General features: G+C 36.9%; 20 protein-coding genes. 2 read left to right on the top strand and 18 right to left on the bottom strand.

All coding sequences use genetic code 11. The features are described from left to right. Positions 1–5 precede the first annotated feature (5 nt). Positions 6–560: a spore protease YyaC gene (gene yyaC, locus GSH73_RS00100; RefSeq protein ID WP_014757477.1), complete on the top strand. Its 555-nt coding sequence runs from the start codon at positions 6–8 to the stop codon at positions 558–560. Between the two features lies 1 nt (position 561). On the opposite strand, the gene cphA is transcribed toward yyaC, so the two are convergent. From cphA to rpmH, 18 genes are all read right to left on the bottom strand, one after another. Beyond that, positions 562–3189 (bottom strand): cyanophycin synthetase, encoded by a 2628-nt coding sequence (gene cphA, locus GSH73_RS00095; RefSeq protein ID WP_014757478.1) that lies wholly within the window; start codon positions 3187–3189, stop codon positions 562–564. Next, complete coding sequence (locus GSH73_RS00090; RefSeq protein WP_014757479.1) at positions 3189–4010, bottom strand: cyanophycinase; 822 nt, start codon at positions 4008–4010, stop codon at positions 3189–3191. Before GSH73_RS00090 ends, cphA begins: the two co-directional genes overlap by 1 nt. An 85-nt stretch (positions 4011–4095) precedes the next feature. Next, the gene (locus tag GSH73_RS00085; protein WP_014757480.1) at positions 4096–4968 is read right to left on the bottom strand and encodes a diacylglycerol/lipid kinase family protein; all 873 of its coding nucleotides are present in this window, start codon (positions 4966–4968) and stop codon (positions 4096–4098) included. A gap of 7 nt (positions 4969–4975) precedes the next feature. Continuing rightward, complete coding sequence (locus GSH73_RS00080) at positions 4976–5479, bottom strand: DUF4446 family protein (protein ID WP_014757481.1); 504 nt, start codon at positions 5477–5479, stop codon at positions 4976–4978. 31 nt (positions 5480–5510) lie between these two features. After that, positions 5511–6656 (bottom strand): aminotransferase class V-fold PLP-dependent enzyme, encoded by a 1146-nt coding sequence (locus GSH73_RS00075; RefSeq protein WP_014757482.1) that lies wholly within the window; start codon positions 6654–6656, stop codon positions 5511–5513. Positions 6657–6677: 21 nt separating this feature from the next. Further along, positions 6678–7976: a [FeFe] hydrogenase H-cluster radical SAM maturase HydE gene (gene hydE, locus GSH73_RS00070; protein ID WP_014757483.1), complete on the bottom strand. Its 1299-nt coding sequence runs from the start codon at positions 7974–7976 to the stop codon at positions 6678–6680. A 97-nt stretch (positions 7977–8073) separates the two neighbouring features. Next, entirely contained in the window at positions 8074–8913 is an 840-nt protein-coding gene (locus GSH73_RS00065) for a ParB/RepB/Spo0J family partition protein (RefSeq protein WP_014757484.1), read from the bottom strand. Next, positions 8906–9685 (bottom strand): ParA family protein, encoded by a 780-nt coding sequence (locus GSH73_RS00060; RefSeq protein WP_038068383.1) that lies wholly within the window; start codon positions 9683–9685, stop codon positions 8906–8908. Before GSH73_RS00060 ends, GSH73_RS00065 begins: the two co-directional genes overlap by 8 nt. An 87-nt stretch (positions 9686–9772) precedes the next feature. Continuing rightward, entirely contained in the window at positions 9773–10576 is an 804-nt protein-coding gene (gene noc / locus GSH73_RS00055) for a nucleoid occlusion protein (RefSeq protein WP_014757486.1), read from the bottom strand. A 108-nt stretch (positions 10577–10684) separates the two neighbouring features. Beyond that, on the bottom strand, positions 10685–11131 hold the full coding sequence (locus GSH73_RS00050) for an NUDIX domain-containing protein (RefSeq protein WP_014757487.1): 447 nt from the start codon (positions 11129–11131) through the stop codon (positions 10685–10687). Between the two features lie 17 nt (positions 11132–11148). Next, on the bottom strand, positions 11149–11871 hold the full coding sequence (gene rsmG, locus GSH73_RS00045) for a 16S rRNA (guanine(527)-N(7))-methyltransferase RsmG (RefSeq protein ID WP_014757488.1): 723 nt from the start codon (positions 11869–11871) through the stop codon (positions 11149–11151). A 4-nt stretch (positions 11872–11875) separates the two neighbouring features. Continuing rightward, entirely contained in the window at positions 11876–13747 is a 1872-nt protein-coding gene (mnmG, locus tag GSH73_RS00040; RefSeq protein ID WP_014757489.1) for a tRNA uridine-5-carboxymethylaminomethyl(34) synthesis enzyme MnmG, read from the bottom strand. Between the two features lie 8 nt (positions 13748–13755). Beyond that, on the bottom strand, positions 13756–15132 hold the full coding sequence (mnmE, locus tag GSH73_RS00035; protein ID WP_014757490.1) for a tRNA uridine-5-carboxymethylaminomethyl(34) synthesis GTPase MnmE: 1377 nt from the start codon (positions 15130–15132) through the stop codon (positions 13756–13758). A gap of 96 nt (positions 15133–15228) precedes the next feature. Continuing rightward, positions 15229–15849, bottom strand: a complete 621-nt coding sequence (jag, locus tag GSH73_RS00030; protein WP_014757491.1) for an RNA-binding cell elongation regulator Jag/EloR — start codon at positions 15847–15849, stop codon at positions 15229–15231. Beyond that, positions 15815–16471 carry a YidC/Oxa1 family membrane protein insertase gene (locus GSH73_RS00025; RefSeq protein ID WP_014757492.1) on the bottom strand — a complete coding sequence of 219 codons (657 nt, stop codon included), beginning with the start codon at positions 16469–16471 and terminating at the stop codon, positions 15815–15817. Before GSH73_RS00025 ends, jag begins: the two co-directional genes overlap by 35 nt. A 14-nt stretch (positions 16472–16485) precedes the next feature. After that, entirely contained in the window at positions 16486–16695 is a 210-nt protein-coding gene (yidD, locus tag GSH73_RS00020) for a membrane protein insertion efficiency factor YidD (protein WP_013789128.1), read from the bottom strand. Next, positions 16692–17030, bottom strand: coding sequence for a ribonuclease P protein component (gene rnpA, locus GSH73_RS00015; RefSeq protein ID WP_038068392.1), 339 nt, complete (start codon positions 17028–17030; stop codon positions 16692–16694). The genes yidD and rnpA overlap by 4 nt, the downstream gene beginning before the upstream one ends. A 50-nt stretch (positions 17031–17080) precedes the next feature. Beyond that, positions 17081–17215: a 50S ribosomal protein L34 gene (rpmH, locus tag GSH73_RS00010; RefSeq protein ID WP_013789130.1), complete on the bottom strand. Its 135-nt coding sequence runs from the start codon at positions 17213–17215 to the stop codon at positions 17081–17083. A gap of 491 nt (positions 17216–17706) precedes the next feature. Here rpmH and dnaA point away from each other — a divergent pair, with 491 nt between their 5' ends. Next, positions 17707–19038 (top strand): chromosomal replication initiator protein DnaA, encoded by a 1332-nt coding sequence (gene dnaA, locus GSH73_RS00005; RefSeq protein WP_014757494.1) that lies wholly within the window; start codon positions 17707–17709, stop codon positions 19036–19038.

Raw genomic sequence — 19038 nt, 5'->3', positions numbered from 1 at the left:
CTGCAATGAAATTGATAAATATAAATGACAAAACTTGTTACAGCGATTTTAGCCTTGAATTTTCAAGGTGTTTTAATAAATTGTTTAATTTTAAGGATGAATTTGTCATAGTATGCATCGGTACTGATAGATCCACAGGTGATAGCCTGGGACCTATCGTGGGATACAAATTAAAAAACTATTTCTCCGATAAAATAGGCATATACGGCACGTTAAATGAACCTGTCCACGCCAAAAACTTAAATGAAACTTTAAATACGATAAACAGATTACATAAAAATCCTTTTATAGTCGCTGTAGATGCATGTCTTGGCTCATTAAACCACGTAGGGTGCATATCGATAGGCGAAGGATCGATAAAGCCTGGCGCAGGTGTTTCTAAAGACTTGCCTCCTATCGGAAACATGTACGTAACTGGAATAGTAAATATATCAGGTTTCATGGAATTTATGGTTCTGCAGAATACGAGGCTTAATGTCGTAATGAAAATGGCAGACATAATAACGTACGGCATAACACAATCTATAATGAACATTATAAACCGCAAAGAAAGGGCATGATTTATGCCCTTTCTTTGCTTTCATTGATATTAAATTGACTTAATCTTATAAAATTGTTTATCGCATCGATTATCGGCGTGTACTTTTCATAGAATACGACTATCAAATCGCCTGGCATTGCTTCATACATGGCTGCTTTCAGCGCATCTACTTCTTTCAAGATCACCTTTACATCTTCTTTAGAAAGCCCACCTTTTAAGACACCTATCTCAAGAAGTTTTGCAACTTCACCTGGCTTTCTTCCTCTTAAATCCATGTCTTCCTTTATGTAGACTTTGTCAAATCCTTTCCCGCATATTTCTCCCACCTTCAGCGTGCTTGAATCGCTTCTATCTCCAGGTACGCCTATGACACCGATTAAGCGGTTTGGATTCAACTTGCGAGCAGATTCTATCACTTTCTTTATTCCGTCAATGTTATGTCCATAATCTACCAACACTCTAAAGCTTCCTATGTTGAATATATTAAATCTGCCTGGATTGTGGTTTTCATCGCAGTAAAAAGATCTAATGCCTCTCGATATGACGTTGACTGGAATCTTTATCCCATAGCATGCAGCAATTGATGCCATAGCATTTTCCACATTGTACAAGACTTTACCGTTTAGCGTTGCTGGAATCTCGTCAACCTTCACAACAGGTATGATTTCGCCATTTGCTATGACTATAGTGTCATCCTTTAAATATACAGATATGCCACCATTTTCAAGATGCCTTTTTATGGTCAGATTGTTTTCGTGCATCGAAAAGTATATGATCTTTCCCTTAGCCCTTTTTGATATGTATGGTGTCATAGGATCGTCTGCGTTTAATACAGAATAGCCGTCCTTTTTTACAGCCTCCACCACCAATGACTTTACAAAAGCAAGATCTTCTAATGTTTCAATGCCATCTATTCCAAGGTGATCTTCTGATATATTTGTGATTATGCCCACATCAGCTAAATCGTACCCTAATCCTTCTCTCACTATGCCACCTCTGGCAGTTTCTAAAACTGCTGCATCGATATTTTTGTCTGCAAGGCATGTTCTGGCGCTTTTAGGCCCAGAATTATCACCTTTGTATATGCACACATCGTCTACGTAGATGCCGTCTGTTGAAGTCATGCCTACCGTATAACCGTATATCTTAAGTATATGTGATATCATCCTTACAGTGGTGGTCTTTCCATTTGTCCCTGTAACAGAAATTATAGGTATAGTAGCTTTGCTTCCTTTAGGATAAAGCATATCTATTATTGCCTTTGCTACATCTCTTGGTTTTCCATGTGATGGATAGTGGTGCATCCTTATTCCGGGAGCCGCATTGACTTCAATTATTGCGCCGTTTTCTCTATTTAAAGGCAGCGATATATTTTCCATAGTAATATCAATTCCTGCAATATCAAGTCCTATGGCTTTAGCTGCTCTTACAGCTATTTCAATATTGTCTGGATGTATTTCCTTTGTCCTGTCTACTGCCGTTCCACCAGTGCTTAAATTGGCGCTTTCTCTGAAATAGACATACACGCCTTTTTCAGGTATATCGTCTATGTTGTAACCTTGCTTTTTTAAGACGAATTGAGAAATGTTATCTATATTTATCTTTGTAAGAGGCTTTTCATGTCCTACACCTCTTAAAGGATTCTCATTTTCTATCTCCACCAGTTCTCTTATCGTATGAACGCCGTCCCCTAATACTCTTGCAGGTATTCTCTCAGCCACCGCCACCACTCTGTCGCCTACAACTAAAACTCTGTAATTCTTTCCTTTAATGTGCTTTTCCACTATGACGATATCGCTTATATTTTTAGCATTTCTGTAAGCAACGATAAGTTCCTCTTTGTTTGAAAGGTTTAAAAAAACGCCTTTCCCTTGATTGCCATTGTAAGGCTTAACTACAACTGGATATCCAATTTCCTCAGCTATGGCAATAGCATCATTTTCATTGTACGCCACATCCCCTTCAGGTACTGGCAATCCATACTCTTTGATTATTTTTTTCGTAAGAATTTTGTCGCATGCGATGTCTACGGCAATGCAACTGGTATTTTGCGTTATGGTGCCTTCTATCATCTTTTGATAGCGGCCATACCCAAGCCTCAATATACTGCCGTTTCCTACCCTTGTCACCGGTATTGATGCTTCTTCGGCAGCTTTTTTTATAGCCATCGTGCTGGGCCCTAATTCCACCTCTACGACGACTTTTCTAATCTGCTCCAATTCTTGCTGAAAATCTATATCTTCGCCGTTTATAAATTTATTTACCATTTTTACTGCTAACTTTGCAGATCTTAATGCACACTCTTCCAGTTCATACTCAAAAATGACATTGTACATGTGCCCATCAATAAGTCGCGCTTTTCCAAACTTCACATCATATCCCAACATATTTTGTATTTCCAGTATCATGTGCTCTGTCACATGAGGAAGATACGTTCCTTCCTCAAGCCTTTTTATAAATCCACCTTCATAACCGTATGAACAGCAGTGTTTGCTTAAACCTGGGATTGTCTTTAAAAGCCTCTCATTAAATCCAGGTATGTCTTTCGTAGGTATATCATGATCGCCTGTGTCAACCACCATCTTTACAACAGGTCTATGACAGTATATGTTTCTGCCGCGATACACCTTTATGTCCTTTATATTCATTATTTATCCTCCTCATTGTATTTAAAAGGCTCCCTCAGCATGATATCAAAACCGTATCCAGACGGGAGTATATGCAGTGTAACATGTGTCAATGATAGTATCTCATCAGGGCTGGACTCCGATACATTTGTGTTTTTTAGCGTCCTTCCATCTACAACAGTCACTGCATTTGAACCGATGACTTTAAACTTGTGGCCATCGACAACTATAGCTGTATCCTCATCTATCCCTACCCCAAGATTATTTGGATTTTCAGCTATGGCCGTAAGCAATCTTCCAATCCTGCCTCTTTGGGCAAAATGCTGATCTATTATGACGTTATTCAAAAGTCCCAATCCCGAAGCCATGTTTATGGTGCATTTTCTCGGGGCTTCCTCGTCATCTCCACCTATTATCATTGTACCTGACATAGCAGAAGCACCTGCGCTTGTGCCAACTATAAGTGTTCCTTTCCGCTTATTAAGTTCATTCAATAGTTTATCTATACCACTTCCGCCAAGTACGCTTGTAATCCTTAATTGATCTCCTCCTGTAAAAAAAATGCATGTGCTTTTTTTAAGTTTTTCTAAGGCAATCTCATCTTTTGCATCATCTCTCGAATCTACATTTACAGTTTCTACGATACCAGCTCCTAATCTCTTAAAAATTTCCACATAATTTTTACCTACCTCTTGTGGCTTTTCTGTGGCTGTAGTCATTATCACAATTCTGCCATTTTCACCACCTGATAACTTTATCACTTCTTTTAAGATTACACATTTATCTTTTTTGTCCTCTGCTCCACCTATTATGATTAGTTTCCCAGTCTTTACTTCATCCATCTATACGCCTCCACAGAAGTTACAAAATAAAAAACTCCAACCATATATAGTATGGCTGAAGTTTTCTGACAATATACTTTATTATTTAATTTGTGCAAATTTTTACAGAATTCTTCTTCACATTAAGCACAATGGTATCTGACAAAATGACTTCCCCATCTACGCAAAGTGCTAACTCTCTTTCAGCGTCTATATGTATCTTCTCAGCTTTATAAGTTTCGACGCATTTCAACGATGTGTGTTTTCCAAAGATAGCCATGGGAAGCAAGAAAAGCAGCTTGAATTTGCTGATTTCATTTACGATTATGACGTCTAAATATCCATCGTCTGGATTGGCGTCAGGCAAGATTTTAAATCCGCCGCCGTAAAAACTACAATTGCCAAATGCGGCCAACATAATCCTTCTCTTTATCGTCTTTCCGTCTATATCGATTTTTACATTGTAAGGCTTGTACTTAAAAAGTACATTTATGAGGCTTAATGTATAAGCTAAAATTCCACTGACAAATCTTTTAAATTTAGTCACTTGCACTGCCACATCTGCATCGATGCCTATATTCGCCACATTGTTGCAGGTGATGTACTTATTTATGACAGCGCTATCAATAAGCTTTGTCTTTTTCGTTAGCAGAATTTCCAATGCCTTATATACATCCTTTGGAATGCGAAAATACCTTGCAAAATCGTTGCCAGTGCCTAAAGGTATTATGCCAAGTGCTACATTTGAATCGCTTATGCCGTTAATGACCTCATGAACTGTCCCATCGCCGCCTACTGCTACCACGATTTCAAAATCATCTTTTACAGCTTCTCTCGCCAGTATAGTGCCATGGCCCGGATACTTCGTTATAAAAAACTTGTGATTTATGTTTTTGTCTTTCATATACTTCTCTATTTTAGGAATCATCCTGTATGCCTTGCCATTGCCAGCAGTGGGATTTACAATAAAGGCAATCAAACTATCCTCACCTCTGACCTTTTCTTGCCTTATCTATGGCCTGTATCTCCTCAGCAGATAGAGGATAATTTGATTGTGCTTTAACTATGGGTTTTGCAAAAGTGGCGGTTTCATTTCTTCCATAAATGCCCGATATTACTATTCCATTGTCATCGCTATCTAAAAGAGCTATTGAAAAGCTTAAATCAGATCCAACATCATTAAAAGCATTATACCTTACAATTCCAACCTTCTTTATTGAAGCTTTCATTTCATTGTCTATCATGCTTAACTCTTTTCTGAACTTTTCCAGCTTTTCATTAAACTCATCATTCTTGCTTATATTTTTGGCAAGAAGGTCTACTACATCTCCCATCTCCAATTCTTTAATAAGCTTTTTATATTTATTCTTTAATTTTGTGTATTTCGAATTAATCACAATTACCACTATAAAGTCTATTAATCCTAAGACAATCGCAAGTAGTACAAGCAGATTAACATTTTTATTGAGCATCATCATAAGTTCCTGCATAGTTTATTCTTCCTCCGCATATAAAGATTATTTAAATGGCTTGTTTTGCTATGGTATACAATGCTTCAATTGCTTTATCAACTTCATCTTCTGTATTAAAATACCCTATTCCAAATCTGACAGTTCCAGTTTTTATAGTGCCTATTGTTTGATGAGCCAAAGATGAACAATGAAGTCCAGATCTTGTCGCTATATCAAATGCCTTATCTAATATATAGCTGACTTCGCCAGAATCAATATCTTTTATATTTACTGAAACGACACCGACTCGCTTTTTCAAATCTTCGTTTCCGTATAAGATAAGATTGGGAATTTCTTTTACGCCATCTATAAATCTCCTGACAAGCGTCCTTTCGTGATCCAAAATATTCTCTACGCCTACACTTCTTACAAATCTTACGCCTTCTTTTAAACCTGCGATTCCAGGCGTATTTGGCGTACCACTTTCCAGCATGTCAGGCATCATATCAGGCTGGTGTATATTTTCTGAATTGCTACCTGTCCCACCTTCTTTTATCGTCTTAAGTTTTATTGTGCTTTTTACATAAAGTCCACCGGTTCCTTGAGGACCTAACAGCGATTTGTGGCCCGGAAATGCCAATAGATCAATATTGTCTTTCTCTACATCAATAGGATGACTACCTGCAGTCTGTGCAGCATCAACAAGGAAATATATCCCCATTTCCCGGGCAATACTACCTATTTCCCTTATTGGCATCAACGTGCCAGTAACGTTTGATGCATGGATCATGGCGATCAATTTTGTATTCTTCTTTATTGATTTCTTTACATCATCCACATCGATATTTCCCTTTTCATCGCATTTGACTACAGTTAGATCGATGTAATTCCTATCCCTCAGCGCAATAAGCGGTCTTATCATTGAATTGTGCTCCATGCTGGACGTTATAACATGATCGCCTTCGTTTAAAATTCCCTTTATGGCAATATTTAATGAATCTGTCGTGTTAAGCGTAAAAACTATCCTCATAGGATCGCTTATATTAAATAGATTGCAAAGTTCCTGTCTGGCCTCCAATATGTGCCTTCCAGATTCAATTGCCAACCTATGGCTTCCTCTTCCTGGATTGCCACAGTATCTCATCACTCTATCAATCTCATCATAGACTGATTCAGGCTTAGGATACGATGTAGCCGCATTGTCAAAATAAATCAATGATAACCCTCCTATCGATTTCTATACTATATCTTTTATATAATCTTTATTTATATAAGGAGGCAATTTTCTACCAGCTTTTACAATAGCCTTGTATGCCGTCTTAAGATCCACCATATTTTTGTTGCTGTAAATCCTGTACCTGCTTCTGTACTTTGAAGGGGTAGATATAAGCATTATCGTATTTGCGCCAGCCATTAAAGCTTTTACTTGGGCTTCCTTGTCAACGGTAGCCAATGCAGTCGTCGCTGGAATAAAGACATTTTTTAGTACAAGCCTTGTAGCAGCGACGGTTTTAAGGGTCATCTCAACGCTTCCATGCGGGTATGTCTCTAACGGCGTACCTACAGCAGGCACAAAAGGACCAATGCCTACCATGTGGATGCCCATATCTTTAAAGAAAAGTATATCTCTTGCAATGTCCCTTGCTGTCTGCCCAGGAAGTCCTATAATGTTTCCATTACCATTTATATATCCATTTTCTCTAAGCCATTGGCTGCATTTTACGCGGTAATCAAAATCATCATCAGGGTGTATGTTTTTAAATACTTCCCTGTTTGTAGTCTCTATTTTTAGCAGGAAGTTGTTTGCACCAGCTTCCCTAAAATGCTTGTATTCTTCCTCAGTCCTTTCACCAATGCTTAATGTTATCCGCATATTAGTCTCTTTCTTGATTTTTCTTATTATCTCTATTATTTTATCCTCTGTGTACCATGGATCTTCTCCTGATTGAAGAATAACCGTCTTTATCCCCATCCGCTTTAGTTCCTTTGCTGTTTCAACTATTTCATCTGCATCCATTCTATACCTGTCGACAGTTGAATTATCCCTTCTCAATCCGCAGTACAGGCAATTTTTCCTGCAGATGTTAGAAAACTCTATTGCAGCCCTTATATCGACTACATCACCTACAACCGCCTTCCTCATCTCATCGGCGGCTTTGTATATAGAACTTAAGTTCTCATCCCCTTCGGCGCTAAGCAGCAACACTATATCATCTTCCGTAAGATCTATGCCTTTTTCTACTTTTTCTAAGACAGCTTTTATATCTCCACTTAACCTTCTATTTATTCTTTCTACTAAGCCATCCAATTTCCTAATTTTATACGGATATATACCTTTTACCGATACAGAATTATTTTTTAAAAGTTTTTCTGCTACATCTACATTATATGCATCAATTTTGATTGCGGTACTGCATACAGAACCGTACTCCGCTGGAGCTGGTATCAGCTCCGTCTTTATATTGTTTTCTTTTAGTATCTTATCTGCATTCAGCATGTGCTGCGTTGAATTGCAGATTATTATGCAATATTCCATCTATATCACCTAAAATTTATTTATATATCTATATTTTATATTTATTTAGCCTCTGTTACAATAGAAAAATGCATTTGTTTTTACAAATGCATTAAGATCACCTATCTATTATGAGTTCAGTAAGCCTCGACAGATCTTCCTCTCCATAGTATTCTATCAATATTTTTCCCTTGTTTTTCCCATGGATAATTTTGACCTTTGTGCCAAAAAATCTGCAGAAATTATCTTCTATCTCTTTTATGTATGCGTCGCTTTCTTTTCGCTTTTTCTTCTTGGAGGATGTAACTTCTTTTATGAGGTTTTCCGTCTCTCTCACATTTAGATTTTTGTCCACTATTTTTTTTGCTATCATGTTTTGCTTCTCAGCGTCCTGCAAAGCCAATATGACTTTTGCGTGTCCAGTCGTTATTTTGCCTTCCATCAACATATTTTGAACTTCATCATCTAAATTCAAAAGCCTTATGCTGTTGGCAATGGATGATCTGCTTTTCCCTACCCTTTTTGATATTTCTTCCTGCGTCAGGTTGAACTGCTCCATCAGGGACTTATACGCCTTTGCCTCATCAATTGGGTTTAAATCTTCTCTCTGAAGATTTTCTATGAGAGCTATCTCCATCACTTTTTGATCGTCAAAATCTTTCACTATGGCAGGTATTTCTTTAAGCCCTGCTAACTTCGCAGCCCTCCACCTTCTCTCACCGGCCACAATCTGATACCCAAAATCGTTTTTTCTGACTATTATAGGCTGTATAATCCCGTGCTCTTTTATGGAATCGGATAGCTCTTTTAATGACTCATCATCAAAATGTTTCCTTGGCTGAAATTGATTTGGCTCAATATCCGAAATCTTGATGTTCTCGACGCCTTTTGGACTTTCTTCATCTATCTCTGGTATAAGAGCTTGTAAACCTCTACCAAGCCCTCTTTTGTTATTCACCTGCCTCACCGTTCCTTTCAATTAATTCCTTCGCCAACTCCTCATAAGCTTCGGCACCTTTCGAATGCGGATCATAAAGTGAAATAGGCTTCCCAAAGCTTGGCGCTTCACCTAACCTTATGTTCCTTGGTATTATGGTTCCGTACACTTTCCCCTTGAAATACTTTTTGACCTCATCGACAACCTGTATCGATAGGTTTGTCCGAGCATTAAACATCGTCAAAACAACTCCTTCAATTTCAAGGCCGTGGTTTATGTTTTTCTTTATCAAATTTATAGTATTCATCAATTGTGTCAATCCTTCTAACGCATAGTATTCACATTGTATCGGAACCAAAACAGAATCCGCTGCCGTCAACGCGTTTATTGTCAAAAGCCCTAAAGATGGAGGGCAGTCGATTAAGATGTAGTCAAAATCTTCTTTTATTTCATTTATGGAATTTTTAAGCCTAAATTCTCTCGACAGCATCGGCACAAGTTCTATCTCTGCACCTGCCAATTGTATACTGGAAGGAACAATGGTAATACCGCTCATATCTTCTAACTCTATGTACGCTTCTTTTATGTCCTTTCCTTCAATTAAAATATTATACGTGGTGCAGTTAATTGATGAAGTATCTATTCCAAATCCACTTGTCATATTGCTTTGTGGATCCATATCGACGCACAGTACCTTCTTGCCAGCAGCAGATAAAGAATAACCAAGATTTATAGTAGTTGTAGTCTTGCCAACGCCGCCTTTTTGATTTGCCACAGCTATTACTTTGCCCAATTTATCACCCCGCAATTTTATCATATTTTTATTATAGCATTGTTCCATGTGGAACAAAAGTTAAATAATTGCACGGGTGATTAAAAATTACTTTTTAGGAATCCTTATCTTAAATTCAATGTAGTCATCTTCGTTAAGTTCAGTGTATTCAGCATCGACACCTGAATTTTTCATTATTGTGATTGCTTGCTTTATTGTATTGACAAAAATTCTTATATCTTTGTAAAATCTCATCATCTTCTTTTTTTCTTCCTTCTTATCTTCCTCCATCGTTATTTTATTTATCATATCCTGCACAATTTTTTCCGTTTCTTTGACATTGCACTTTTTCTTTATAATTATGTCGAGAGCCTTATTCTGCATCTCCTCATCTGGAAGCCTTAAAAGGGCACGTGCATGGCGCTCTGTCAAATTGTGCTCTATCAATTTGGCTTTTATATTATCGCTAAGCTTTAAAAGCCTCAACTTATTAGCTATTGTAGATTGGCTTTTCCCCAGCATAACAGCCAGTTTTTCTTGAGTAAGATTGTGGTCGTTTATTAGGTTGTAATACCCTTCAGCTTCCTCTAAAAAGTTAAGATCCTTTCTCTGTAAATTTTCTATTAAAGCAATAACCGCAGAATCTTCATCGTACGCCTCAAACACTATAGCAGGAATTGTCGTAAGGCCCGCCAACTTTGATGCTCTTAGACGTCTTTCTCCAGATATAAGCTCATACGAATTGCCATTTACGACTCTCACGCTTATTGGCTGTATAACGCCATAAGCTTTTATAGAATCGCAAAGCTCTTGAAGATTAGCTGTGTCAAAGATTTTGCGAGGCTGATATGGATTTGGCCTAATAAGGTCTATCGGCAAGTATTTGATTTCCTGCTGTTTTATTGACACCATAAAAAACACCTCTTCGTAAAACAATAGATTATATTATATATATTCTACAATAATATCAAAATTCCTCCTATAATTCCATTATTATCCTAATATTTTATCAAAAATTTTTTATCTGTATATTTGGGGCAGTTTTAAATTCTGATGCTTAATGCTTCCATCCATGATCATCTTTTTGAGCCCTTCTGGATATATGTCCAAACAATCAAACTGCGATATGTCAACCCACTTTACGTCTTTAATCACCTGCTGATCTTTAGGCATATCAGGATCAGAACCTAATTTCAAATCACCACCTACAATTCTGCATTTAAAATATGTAGCGTAATAAATAAGGTATTCCTCCAGATAACAGACGCTATCAGCCACGACATCGTACCCTGTTTCTTCTTTGCATTCCCTCACCAATGCCTCTACAAGCGATTCATTTTCTTCAACGCGACCTCCTGGAAAGACCCAGCCTACCTCATCTTCCGTCTGGTGCTTTACGAGAAGAACTTTGCCGTCATTAATGATAACGCCTCTTGAAACCAATAGACAAGCCCTAAAATCCCTCATAAATCATTATCCTTTCGTTAAAGTGGTGACTTTTCAATTAATTTTGGCTTTCTCGGGTATTTATCGTCAGTAACACTCAACTTCTTTATTAAGACAAGTTTGTGATGAATATCAGTGTAAGGTAATGTAACGTCAATGACATTTTCTATCTGACACCTTAAAACATTCAAAGCATTTTGCGATGCATTTATTTCTTCATCTGCATTAGACCCCTTATACGCTATCAAATATCCATCAACCTTTGTAAAAGGTATGCAATACTCTATTAGCACATTTAGCTGTGCAACAGCCCTCGATAATGAGATGTCGTATTTTTCGCGGAAATCAATATCTTTACCTAAGTCTTCCGCTCTTCCATGTATGATTTCAACATCATTTAAATTAAGATGGCTAGCCAATTCGTTTAAAAACACAGTCCTTTTCTTTAAAGAATCGACTATAGTAAGCTTCAATGATGGAAATAAAATCTTAAGAGGCACCGATGGAAAGCCAGCACCTGCGCCTACGTCAATTATCCTTTCAGTGCCTTTTATTACATTGCATTTTAATGCAGTTAAACTGTCTAAAAAGTGCTTAATGATGATCTCCCTTTCTTCTGTAATGGCCGTTAAATTCATTTTCTCATTCCACTTTAAAAGGAGATCATTGTACTTTAAAAATTGTTCCACATGGAACATATTGAGTTCTATCCCTAAATCATTAGCACCGCTTATAAGTATATCAATGTATTCTCTGTTCATATGCCTATCTCCTCGACTGCAAATAAATTAATATAACAGAAATGTCTGCTGGTGAAACGCCGGAGATCCTTGATGCCTGACCGACAGATGTAGGCATGATGCTTTTCAATTTTTGTCTTGCTTCAATGCTTATCCCTTTTATATCATCGTAATTTATCCAAGATGGAATCTTCTTATTCTCCAACGCTTTAAACTTTTCTACTTGCTCCATTTGCTTCTTTATATAACCTTCATACTTTATATTTATATCGATCTGAAAAGCCACATCATCTCTAATGTCATCCGGCCTGCCTGAATCAATCACCTTCGATGAAACATAATCTATCTCAGGCCTTTTAAGCAAATCGTACATGGTTATTCCTGTGACGATAGGTGAACTTCCCTTTGACTTTAAATATTCATTGACATCGTGGCTTGGCGTTATCATGGTGTTTTTCAATCTTTCCATCTCTTTCTCGTACTGCGCTTTTTTCATTAAAAATCTATTGTATCTTTCATCATCGACTAATCCTATCTGCCTTCCTTTTTCGGTTAATCGAAAATCAGCATTGTCCTGCCGTAAAATAAGCCTGTACTCCGCTCTTGACGTCAACATCCTGTATGGCTCATTTGTTCCTTTTGTTACAAGATCATCGATCAATACACCTATATACGCTTCAGATCTATCCAAAATAAACGGCTCCCTGTTGTAATGCTTCATAGCAGCATTTATGCCTGCCATAAGCCCTTGTGCAGCAGCTTCCTCATATCCAGACGTGCCGTTTACTTGACCTGCAAAAAATAGCCCTGAGATTGTCTTTAACTCTAAAGACTGTTTTAGTTGAGTAGGATCTATGCAGTCGTACTCAATAGCATATCCCGGCCTCATCACTTTGACATTCTCTAACCCCTTAATTGTTCTTAAAAATTCTATCTGGACATCTTCAGGCATGCTTGATGACATGCCTTGCACGTACATTTCATTTGTGTCCCTTCCCTCTGGCTCTATAAAAAGCTGATGCCTCAACTTATCAGGAAACTTGACCACCTTATCTTCAATAGATGGACAATACCTTGGTCCAACACCTTTAATTTCACCACTGTAAAGAGGAGATCTATCTATATTTCTCATTATCACTTCATGGGTTTTCTCGTTTGTATATGTAAGCCAGCAAGGAATCTGTTCAACATTTATCTCGTCGTGCATGTATGAAAAAGGCGTTATCTTGTCATCGCCAGGCTGTATCTCCATCGCATCAAAATTTATAGACTTTTTATCAACTCTCGCTGGCGTACCCGTCTTAAACCTCATCAATCTGATGTTAAGCCTCTCAAAGCACTTAGAAAGCTCATTGGCTGGAAATAATCCGTTTGGTCCACCGCTGTAGCTTACATCACCTATGATTATCCTACCTCTTAAATAAGTACCAGTCGTAACAATGCAAGATTTGCAAAGATACCTTGCACCTGTCTTTGTAATGACACTTTTGACTTGTCCATCTTCAACCTCTATATCGACGACTTCTGCCTGCTTGATGTCTAAATTTTCTTGCTTTTCCAGCGTATACTTCATGTTGAATTGATACCTTTTTTTGTCCGACTGAGCCCTCAAAGCTCTTACTGCAGGACCTTTACTGGTATTTAAAGTCCTCTCCTGTATTAATGTCAAATCCGTGTTTATAGCCATCTGTCCACCAAGTGCATCAATCTCTCTAACAAGGTTAGTCTTAGCCGGTCCGCCTATGGCAGGATTACATGGCATCAAAGCGATAGAATCTAAATTTATGGCAAAAGCGACTGTCTTTAATCCAAGCCGTGCAGTGGCTAAAGCCGCTTCACATCCAGCATGTCCTAAACCTATTACAGCTACGTCATATACACCAGCATTGTATATCATTCAACCACCTACTTTCCAACACAAAATCTTTCAAATATTTCATTGATTAAATCTTCATTTGCAGTTTCACCGGTTATCAAGCCTAAATGATCTATCGCAGAGTTTAAATCGATAGATACAAAATCTTCCGTCAAACCGCCTTCTATCGTCTTAAGGCATGACATCAAACTGTCTTTAGCTTTAATCAGTGCATCCTTGTGTCGCATGTTTGTCAGAAGAAATTCGTCGCGTGACAAACCATCAGACAAGACCATATTGTATACAGTATTTTCTAATGTTTCTAACCCCTCTTTTGTGACAGACGACAATCTTACATACCTTCCACCCGATAACTTATAAACTTCATCCATGTCAATCGCAGAAGGCAGATCGATCTTATTCAAAATATACAAAACTTTCTTATTTTCAATCAATTTAAGTATCTCATAATCATCTTTTTCTATAGGCCGTGAATTATCAAAGACGAATATTATCAAATCAGCTTTGTCTATAGCTTCTCTGCTTCTTTCGACTCCAATTTTCTCCACGATCTCATCAGTCTGCCTTATGCCTGCTGTATCTATGAGATTTATAGGTATGCCTTTTATGCTTAAATGTTCTTCAATGATGTCCCGCGTTGTGCCAGGCACATCTGTCACAATGGCTCTATTTTCATTTAACAGTGCATTTAAAAGTGAAGATTTGCCTACATTAGGCTTCCCAATTATTGCTGTGTTAAGCCCTTCTCTTACAATCCTTCCCTTTTCAGATGTTTTAAGTATCTCATCAATTTCTCTGATAGAATTGTTAATGCCGTCTATAAGCTCACCATCATTAAGTAACTCCACATCTTCCTCAGGAAAATCCATAAGGGCAAATATATGAGCAATAAGTGCCACAAGGTCATTCTTTATCTTTGTGATCTTTTCTTTGACGCTTCCGTTAAGCTGCATCAAAGCGTATTTATTAGACAGATCTGTCTTAGACCTTATTATGTCTATGACAGCTTCCGCCTGAGATATATCTAATCTTCCATTTAAAAAAGCCCTTTTTGTAAATTCGCCAGGCTCAGCAAGCCTTGCACCATTTTTAAGTACAAGCTCCAAAATTCTTTTAGAAGGAATATAGCCGCCGTGGCAATTTATCTCTACCACATCTTCCTTTGTGTAAGTATGAGGGCTTTTCATGACATTTACCAAAACTTCATCGTATATCTCATCATTTTCCGCATCGTAAATAAAACCGTAATGAACCGTATGACTCTTAACATTCCTCAAATCCACGTTTCGCTTGGATTTAAAGATACCAGAAACAATTTTTATCGCATCACTGCCACTTATCCTTATGATGGATATACCACCTTCACCTATTGGAGTCGAAATCGCAGCAATAGTATCTTCTATCACGTTAACCACCAAACTTTCAGATCTTTAGTATGATAATATAACACCAAATATTATTTTACAATAAGGTAAAAGAAAAAATACCCTTTTGGGTATCCGCTACTTTAAAGATATCGTCACTCTCCTATTCGGTTCTTCGCCTTCGCTAAATGTCTCTATGTCAGGATCGTCTTGCAAAGCCAAGTGAATTATTCTCCTCTCATTGGCGTTCATAGGTTCCAATGTAATGCTTCTTTGTTCCTGCTTTACCTTTCTGGCAATCTTGTTTGCCAAATTTATAAGTATCTTCTCTCTCTTTTCACGATAATTTTCCGCATCCAATAAAACCTTTTTGTGTATGCCTTCCACATTGTTTTTATTTGCCACCAAAGATACGAGGTACTGCAGTGAATCTAACGTCTCACCTCTATAACCTATCAGCAATCCAACGCCTTTTCCCTTTAAATTCACCAATATCGTATTATCTTTTTCGCCAATATCGTATGCAACATCTATGCCCATAAAGCTTATCAATCCATCCAAAAACCTTTTGATATTTTCCTTGAAGACATCTTTGACTATTATCTTAACTATCGCCTGTTTGCCTAATAAACCCAGAAATCCTTTACTGCCTTCGTCTATTACTTCTATGTCTACTAAATCCCTCGTTATACCTAACTCTGAAAGTCCAGCATTGACAGCCTCATCAACTGTCTTTCCTGTTTTTATTATTTCCCTCATTTGAAGACTCTCCCTTCATTGGTTCGGTAGGTCTTAAAAAGATGTACTGCTGCACAATCTGAAAGATATTGCTGGTAACCCAATATATACCCACACCAGCAGGCAGCGAAACAGTTATCCATATCATAAAAGCAGACATTACGAGATTCATCGACTTCTGATTATTGTCTGTCTGTATCATCGCAGAGGAAATATACGTAGTCACGCCAGACAATAGTGGCAATATATAATAAGGATCTCTTGCAGCTAAACTTTTAAGCCATAAAAACGAAGCCGTGCTAAATGCGGGATAACTTCTAAGCATAGCAAAAAGCGGCCAAAGTATTATAAGAGGCAACAACATCGGCAGACAACCGCTCATGGGATTTACATTTTTTTCTTTATAAAGCTTCATCATCTCTTCGTTCATCTTTTGAGGATCTTTAGCGTATTTCTTCTTGATTTCTTCAACTAAAGGGCTAATCTCCTTCATCTTCCTCATTGTTCCCATCTGCTGGACATAAAAAGGCAAAAGGACAACCCTTATGAGAATCGTAAATATGATTATGGCTACACCATAATTTCCAACAAAATCGTATATAAATTTTAATAACTGGCCAAGGTACATACCAATTGATGCCATTTTAAACCTCCTAGCTATTTTACAGGATCATATCCGCCTGGATTAAAGGGATTACACCTTAATATCCTCCACAAAGCCATCATTCCACCCTTTAAAATGCCATACTTCATGATGGCATCGATAGCGTATTGAGAACAAGTAGGGTAAAACCTGCAAGACTTTGGCTTCATAGGAGATATGAATTTTTGGTAAAACTTTATTAAATATATGAAAATGTACTTCATTTATCATTCACCATATAAAGAGAAGATTTCTTAAGAAGCCTTCTCATAGCATTTCCCAACGTATAAAAATCTGACTCTACGATTTTATTTCTGGCAATAAAAATAATGTCATATCCTTTTTTTAAATCACCATCTAACAACCTGAAATTTTCATACAACAATCTCTTATAGCGATTTCTAACTACACTCTTACCTACTTTTTTGCTTATAGAAAAACCGACTCTATTGACATCCGTACCATTTTCTAAAAAATACATGACAATGTACTGATTAGAAACAGATTTTCCATATTTATATACATTCTTAAAATCCCTGCTGCGTTTTATCTTTATCATATCATATATATTAAACCTCCGATTGCAAAAAAGGCCCATTAAGGCCTTCCTTATGCTGTCAACCTATGTCTACCTTTTCTCCTTCTTCTTCTTAAAACATCACGACCATCTTTCGTAGACATCCTTTTTCTAAATCCATGTTCCTTTTTCCTGTGCCTTACTTTCGGCTGATGTGTACGTAACACTACTACACCTCCTAAAACCATAAAAATGCTAATAAGATTATATCGTTTATTTATTTGCATGTCAATAAATTAATCCATTAATGTTATTAACATATTAAAAAGTTTTATTCAGCGGCTGTTAATAATTTTTATTTTTTTATTGATAATGTGTTAATATTTTGGTATCATATAATCGAAGTTGTTAATAAGTTTAAAAAAGTTATCAGCACGTATTTTAGTTATTCACAGGTTGTGTATAAATCTGTGAATAACTTGTTATTATTTTGATTTATTTTTTATACATTGATTTTATAATATAGGTTTTTAAGCCTTTTTAAATACATTTTTATCAAGTAAAAATTTATCAACAGTATTTTTATATCTTTTAAAACAATGTTATATTGTTGATATTTTTTTGTCCTTTTAACAAAATTTATTAACAACTTGCCGATATACACATGTGAAAATTATTTTTTATCAACAGCTTGTTTATATTTGTAGGAGGTCACAAAATGTATGACGATTGTTACTCACTTTGGGATGCAATATTTGAGAAATTAAAAAGCGAATTGACATCCACCAGTTACACCACATGGCTTGTCCATTTAAAACCTGTAGCATTATTAGATGACATACTCGTGCTATCAGCAGTAAATGTATTTACAAAAAATATCATAAACGGAAGGTATTTGAATGTAATATACGATGCAGCAAAATCAATAACAAACAAAAACATAGAAATAAAGATAGTATCCGAAGATGAGGAAGAGTACAGAAAAATAAAAGAAACCGTTCAATTTAAAAATGAAAAGGACAAGGCCGTTTCCAACATGCTAAATCCAAAGTACACATTTGATACATTCGTAGTAGGAAATAGCAACAAACTGGCACATGCTGCATGTTTAGCTGTAGCACAATCACCTGCGAGAGCGTACAATCCTTTGTTTATATATGGAGGTGTGGGCTTGGGCAAAACCCATTTAATGCACGCTATAGGTCATTTTGTGCTGGAACACAACAGCAATACAAAGATAATGTATGTTACATCAGAGACATTTACAAACGAGCTGGTTAACTCAATAAAAGACGACAAAAACGAAGAATTCAGGAATAAATACAGAAGCATGGACATACTTTTAATAGACGACATACAATTTATAGCAAAAAAGGAAAGGACGCAGGAGGAATTTTTCCATACATTCAATACACTGTATGAGGCAAATAAACAGATAATAGTTTCCAGCGATAGACCTCCTAAAGAGATACCAACGCTGGAAGACAGACTTAGATCCAGATTTGAATGGGGCCTTATAGCGGACATACAGCCACCTGATTTTGAGACGAGAATTGCAATATTAAAGAAAAAAGCACAAAACGAAAACTTGAATATACCTGACGATGTACTTATATACATTGCAGAAAAAATACCTTCAAATATAAGAGAATTAGAAGGCGCCTTAATAAGAATCGTGGCTTTTTCATCTCTTACAAAGGCAAACATAGACCTTGACCTGGCAAAGGATGCATTAAAAGACATAATATCCAACAAAGTCAGGAAAATAACGGTTAAGCTTATACAGGAAGAGGTATGCAAGTATTACAACATAAAATATGAAGATTTCATATCAAAAAAGAGGACTAAGACGATAGCTTTTCCAAGGCAAATTGCCATGTACTTGGCCCGGGAAATGACAGATTTATCATTGCCTAAAATAGGCGAGGAATTTGGAAAAGACCACACTACGGTTATACATGCCTATGATAAAATATCAAACGACATAAAAGAAGATGAATCGTTAAATAAGCAAATTGAGGAGCTTAAAAAGCGAATAAAAGGTTTTTAA

The sequence above is a fragment of the Thermoanaerobacterium aotearoense genome (assembly GCF_009905255.1).
Taxonomy (GTDB): Bacteria; Bacillota; Thermoanaerobacteria; order Thermoanaerobacterales; family Thermoanaerobacteraceae; genus Thermoanaerobacterium; species Thermoanaerobacterium aotearoense.
This window is presented reverse-complemented; position numbering and strand designations above follow the sequence as displayed.

Bases quoted from the DNA above. Each gene is read 5' to 3' on its own strand.
- yyaC (WP_014757477.1), top strand. From the start codon at position 6: ATGAAATTGATAAATATAAATGACAAAACTTGTTACAGCGATTTTAGC.
- cphA (WP_014757478.1), bottom strand. From the start codon at position 3,189: ATGAATATAAAGGACATAAAGGTGTATCGCGGCAGAAACATATACTGT.
- GSH73_RS00090 (WP_014757479.1), bottom strand. From the start codon at position 4,010: ATGGATGAAGTAAAGACTGGGAAACTAATCATAATAGGTGGAGCAGAG.
- GSH73_RS00080 (WP_014757481.1), bottom strand. From the start codon at position 5,479: ATGCAGGAACTTATGATGATGCTCAATAAAAATGTTAATCTGCTTGTA.
- hydE (WP_014757483.1), bottom strand. From the start codon at position 7,976: ATGGAATATTGCATAATAATCTGCAATTCAACGCAGCACATGCTGAAT.
- noc (WP_014757486.1), bottom strand. From the start codon at position 10,576: ATGGTGTCAATAAAACAGCAGGAAATCAAATACTTGCCGATAGACCTT.
- GSH73_RS00050 (WP_014757487.1), bottom strand. From the start codon at position 11,131: ATGAGGGATTTTAGGGCTTGTCTATTGGTTTCAAGAGGCGTTATCATT.
- rsmG (WP_014757488.1), bottom strand. From the start codon at position 11,871: ATGAACAGAGAATACATTGATATACTTATAAGCGGTGCTAATGATTTA.
- mnmG (WP_014757489.1), bottom strand. From the start codon at position 13,747: ATGATATACAATGCTGGTGTATATGACGTAGCTGTAATAGGTTTAGGA.
- jag (WP_014757491.1), bottom strand. From the start codon at position 15,849: ATGAGGGAAATAATAAAAACAGGAAAGACAGTTGATGAGGCTGTCAAT.
- GSH73_RS00025 (WP_014757492.1), bottom strand. From the start codon at position 16,471: ATGGCATCAATTGGTATGTACCTTGGCCAGTTATTAAAATTTATATAC.
- yidD (WP_013789128.1), bottom strand. From the start codon at position 16,695: ATGAAGTACATTTTCATATATTTAATAAAGTTTTACCAAAAATTCATA.
- rnpA (WP_038068392.1), bottom strand. From the start codon at position 17,030: ATGATAAAGATAAAACGCAGCAGGGATTTTAAGAATGTATATAAATAT.
- dnaA (WP_014757494.1), top strand. From the start codon at position 17,707: ATGTATGACGATTGTTACTCACTTTGGGATGCAATATTTGAGAAATTA.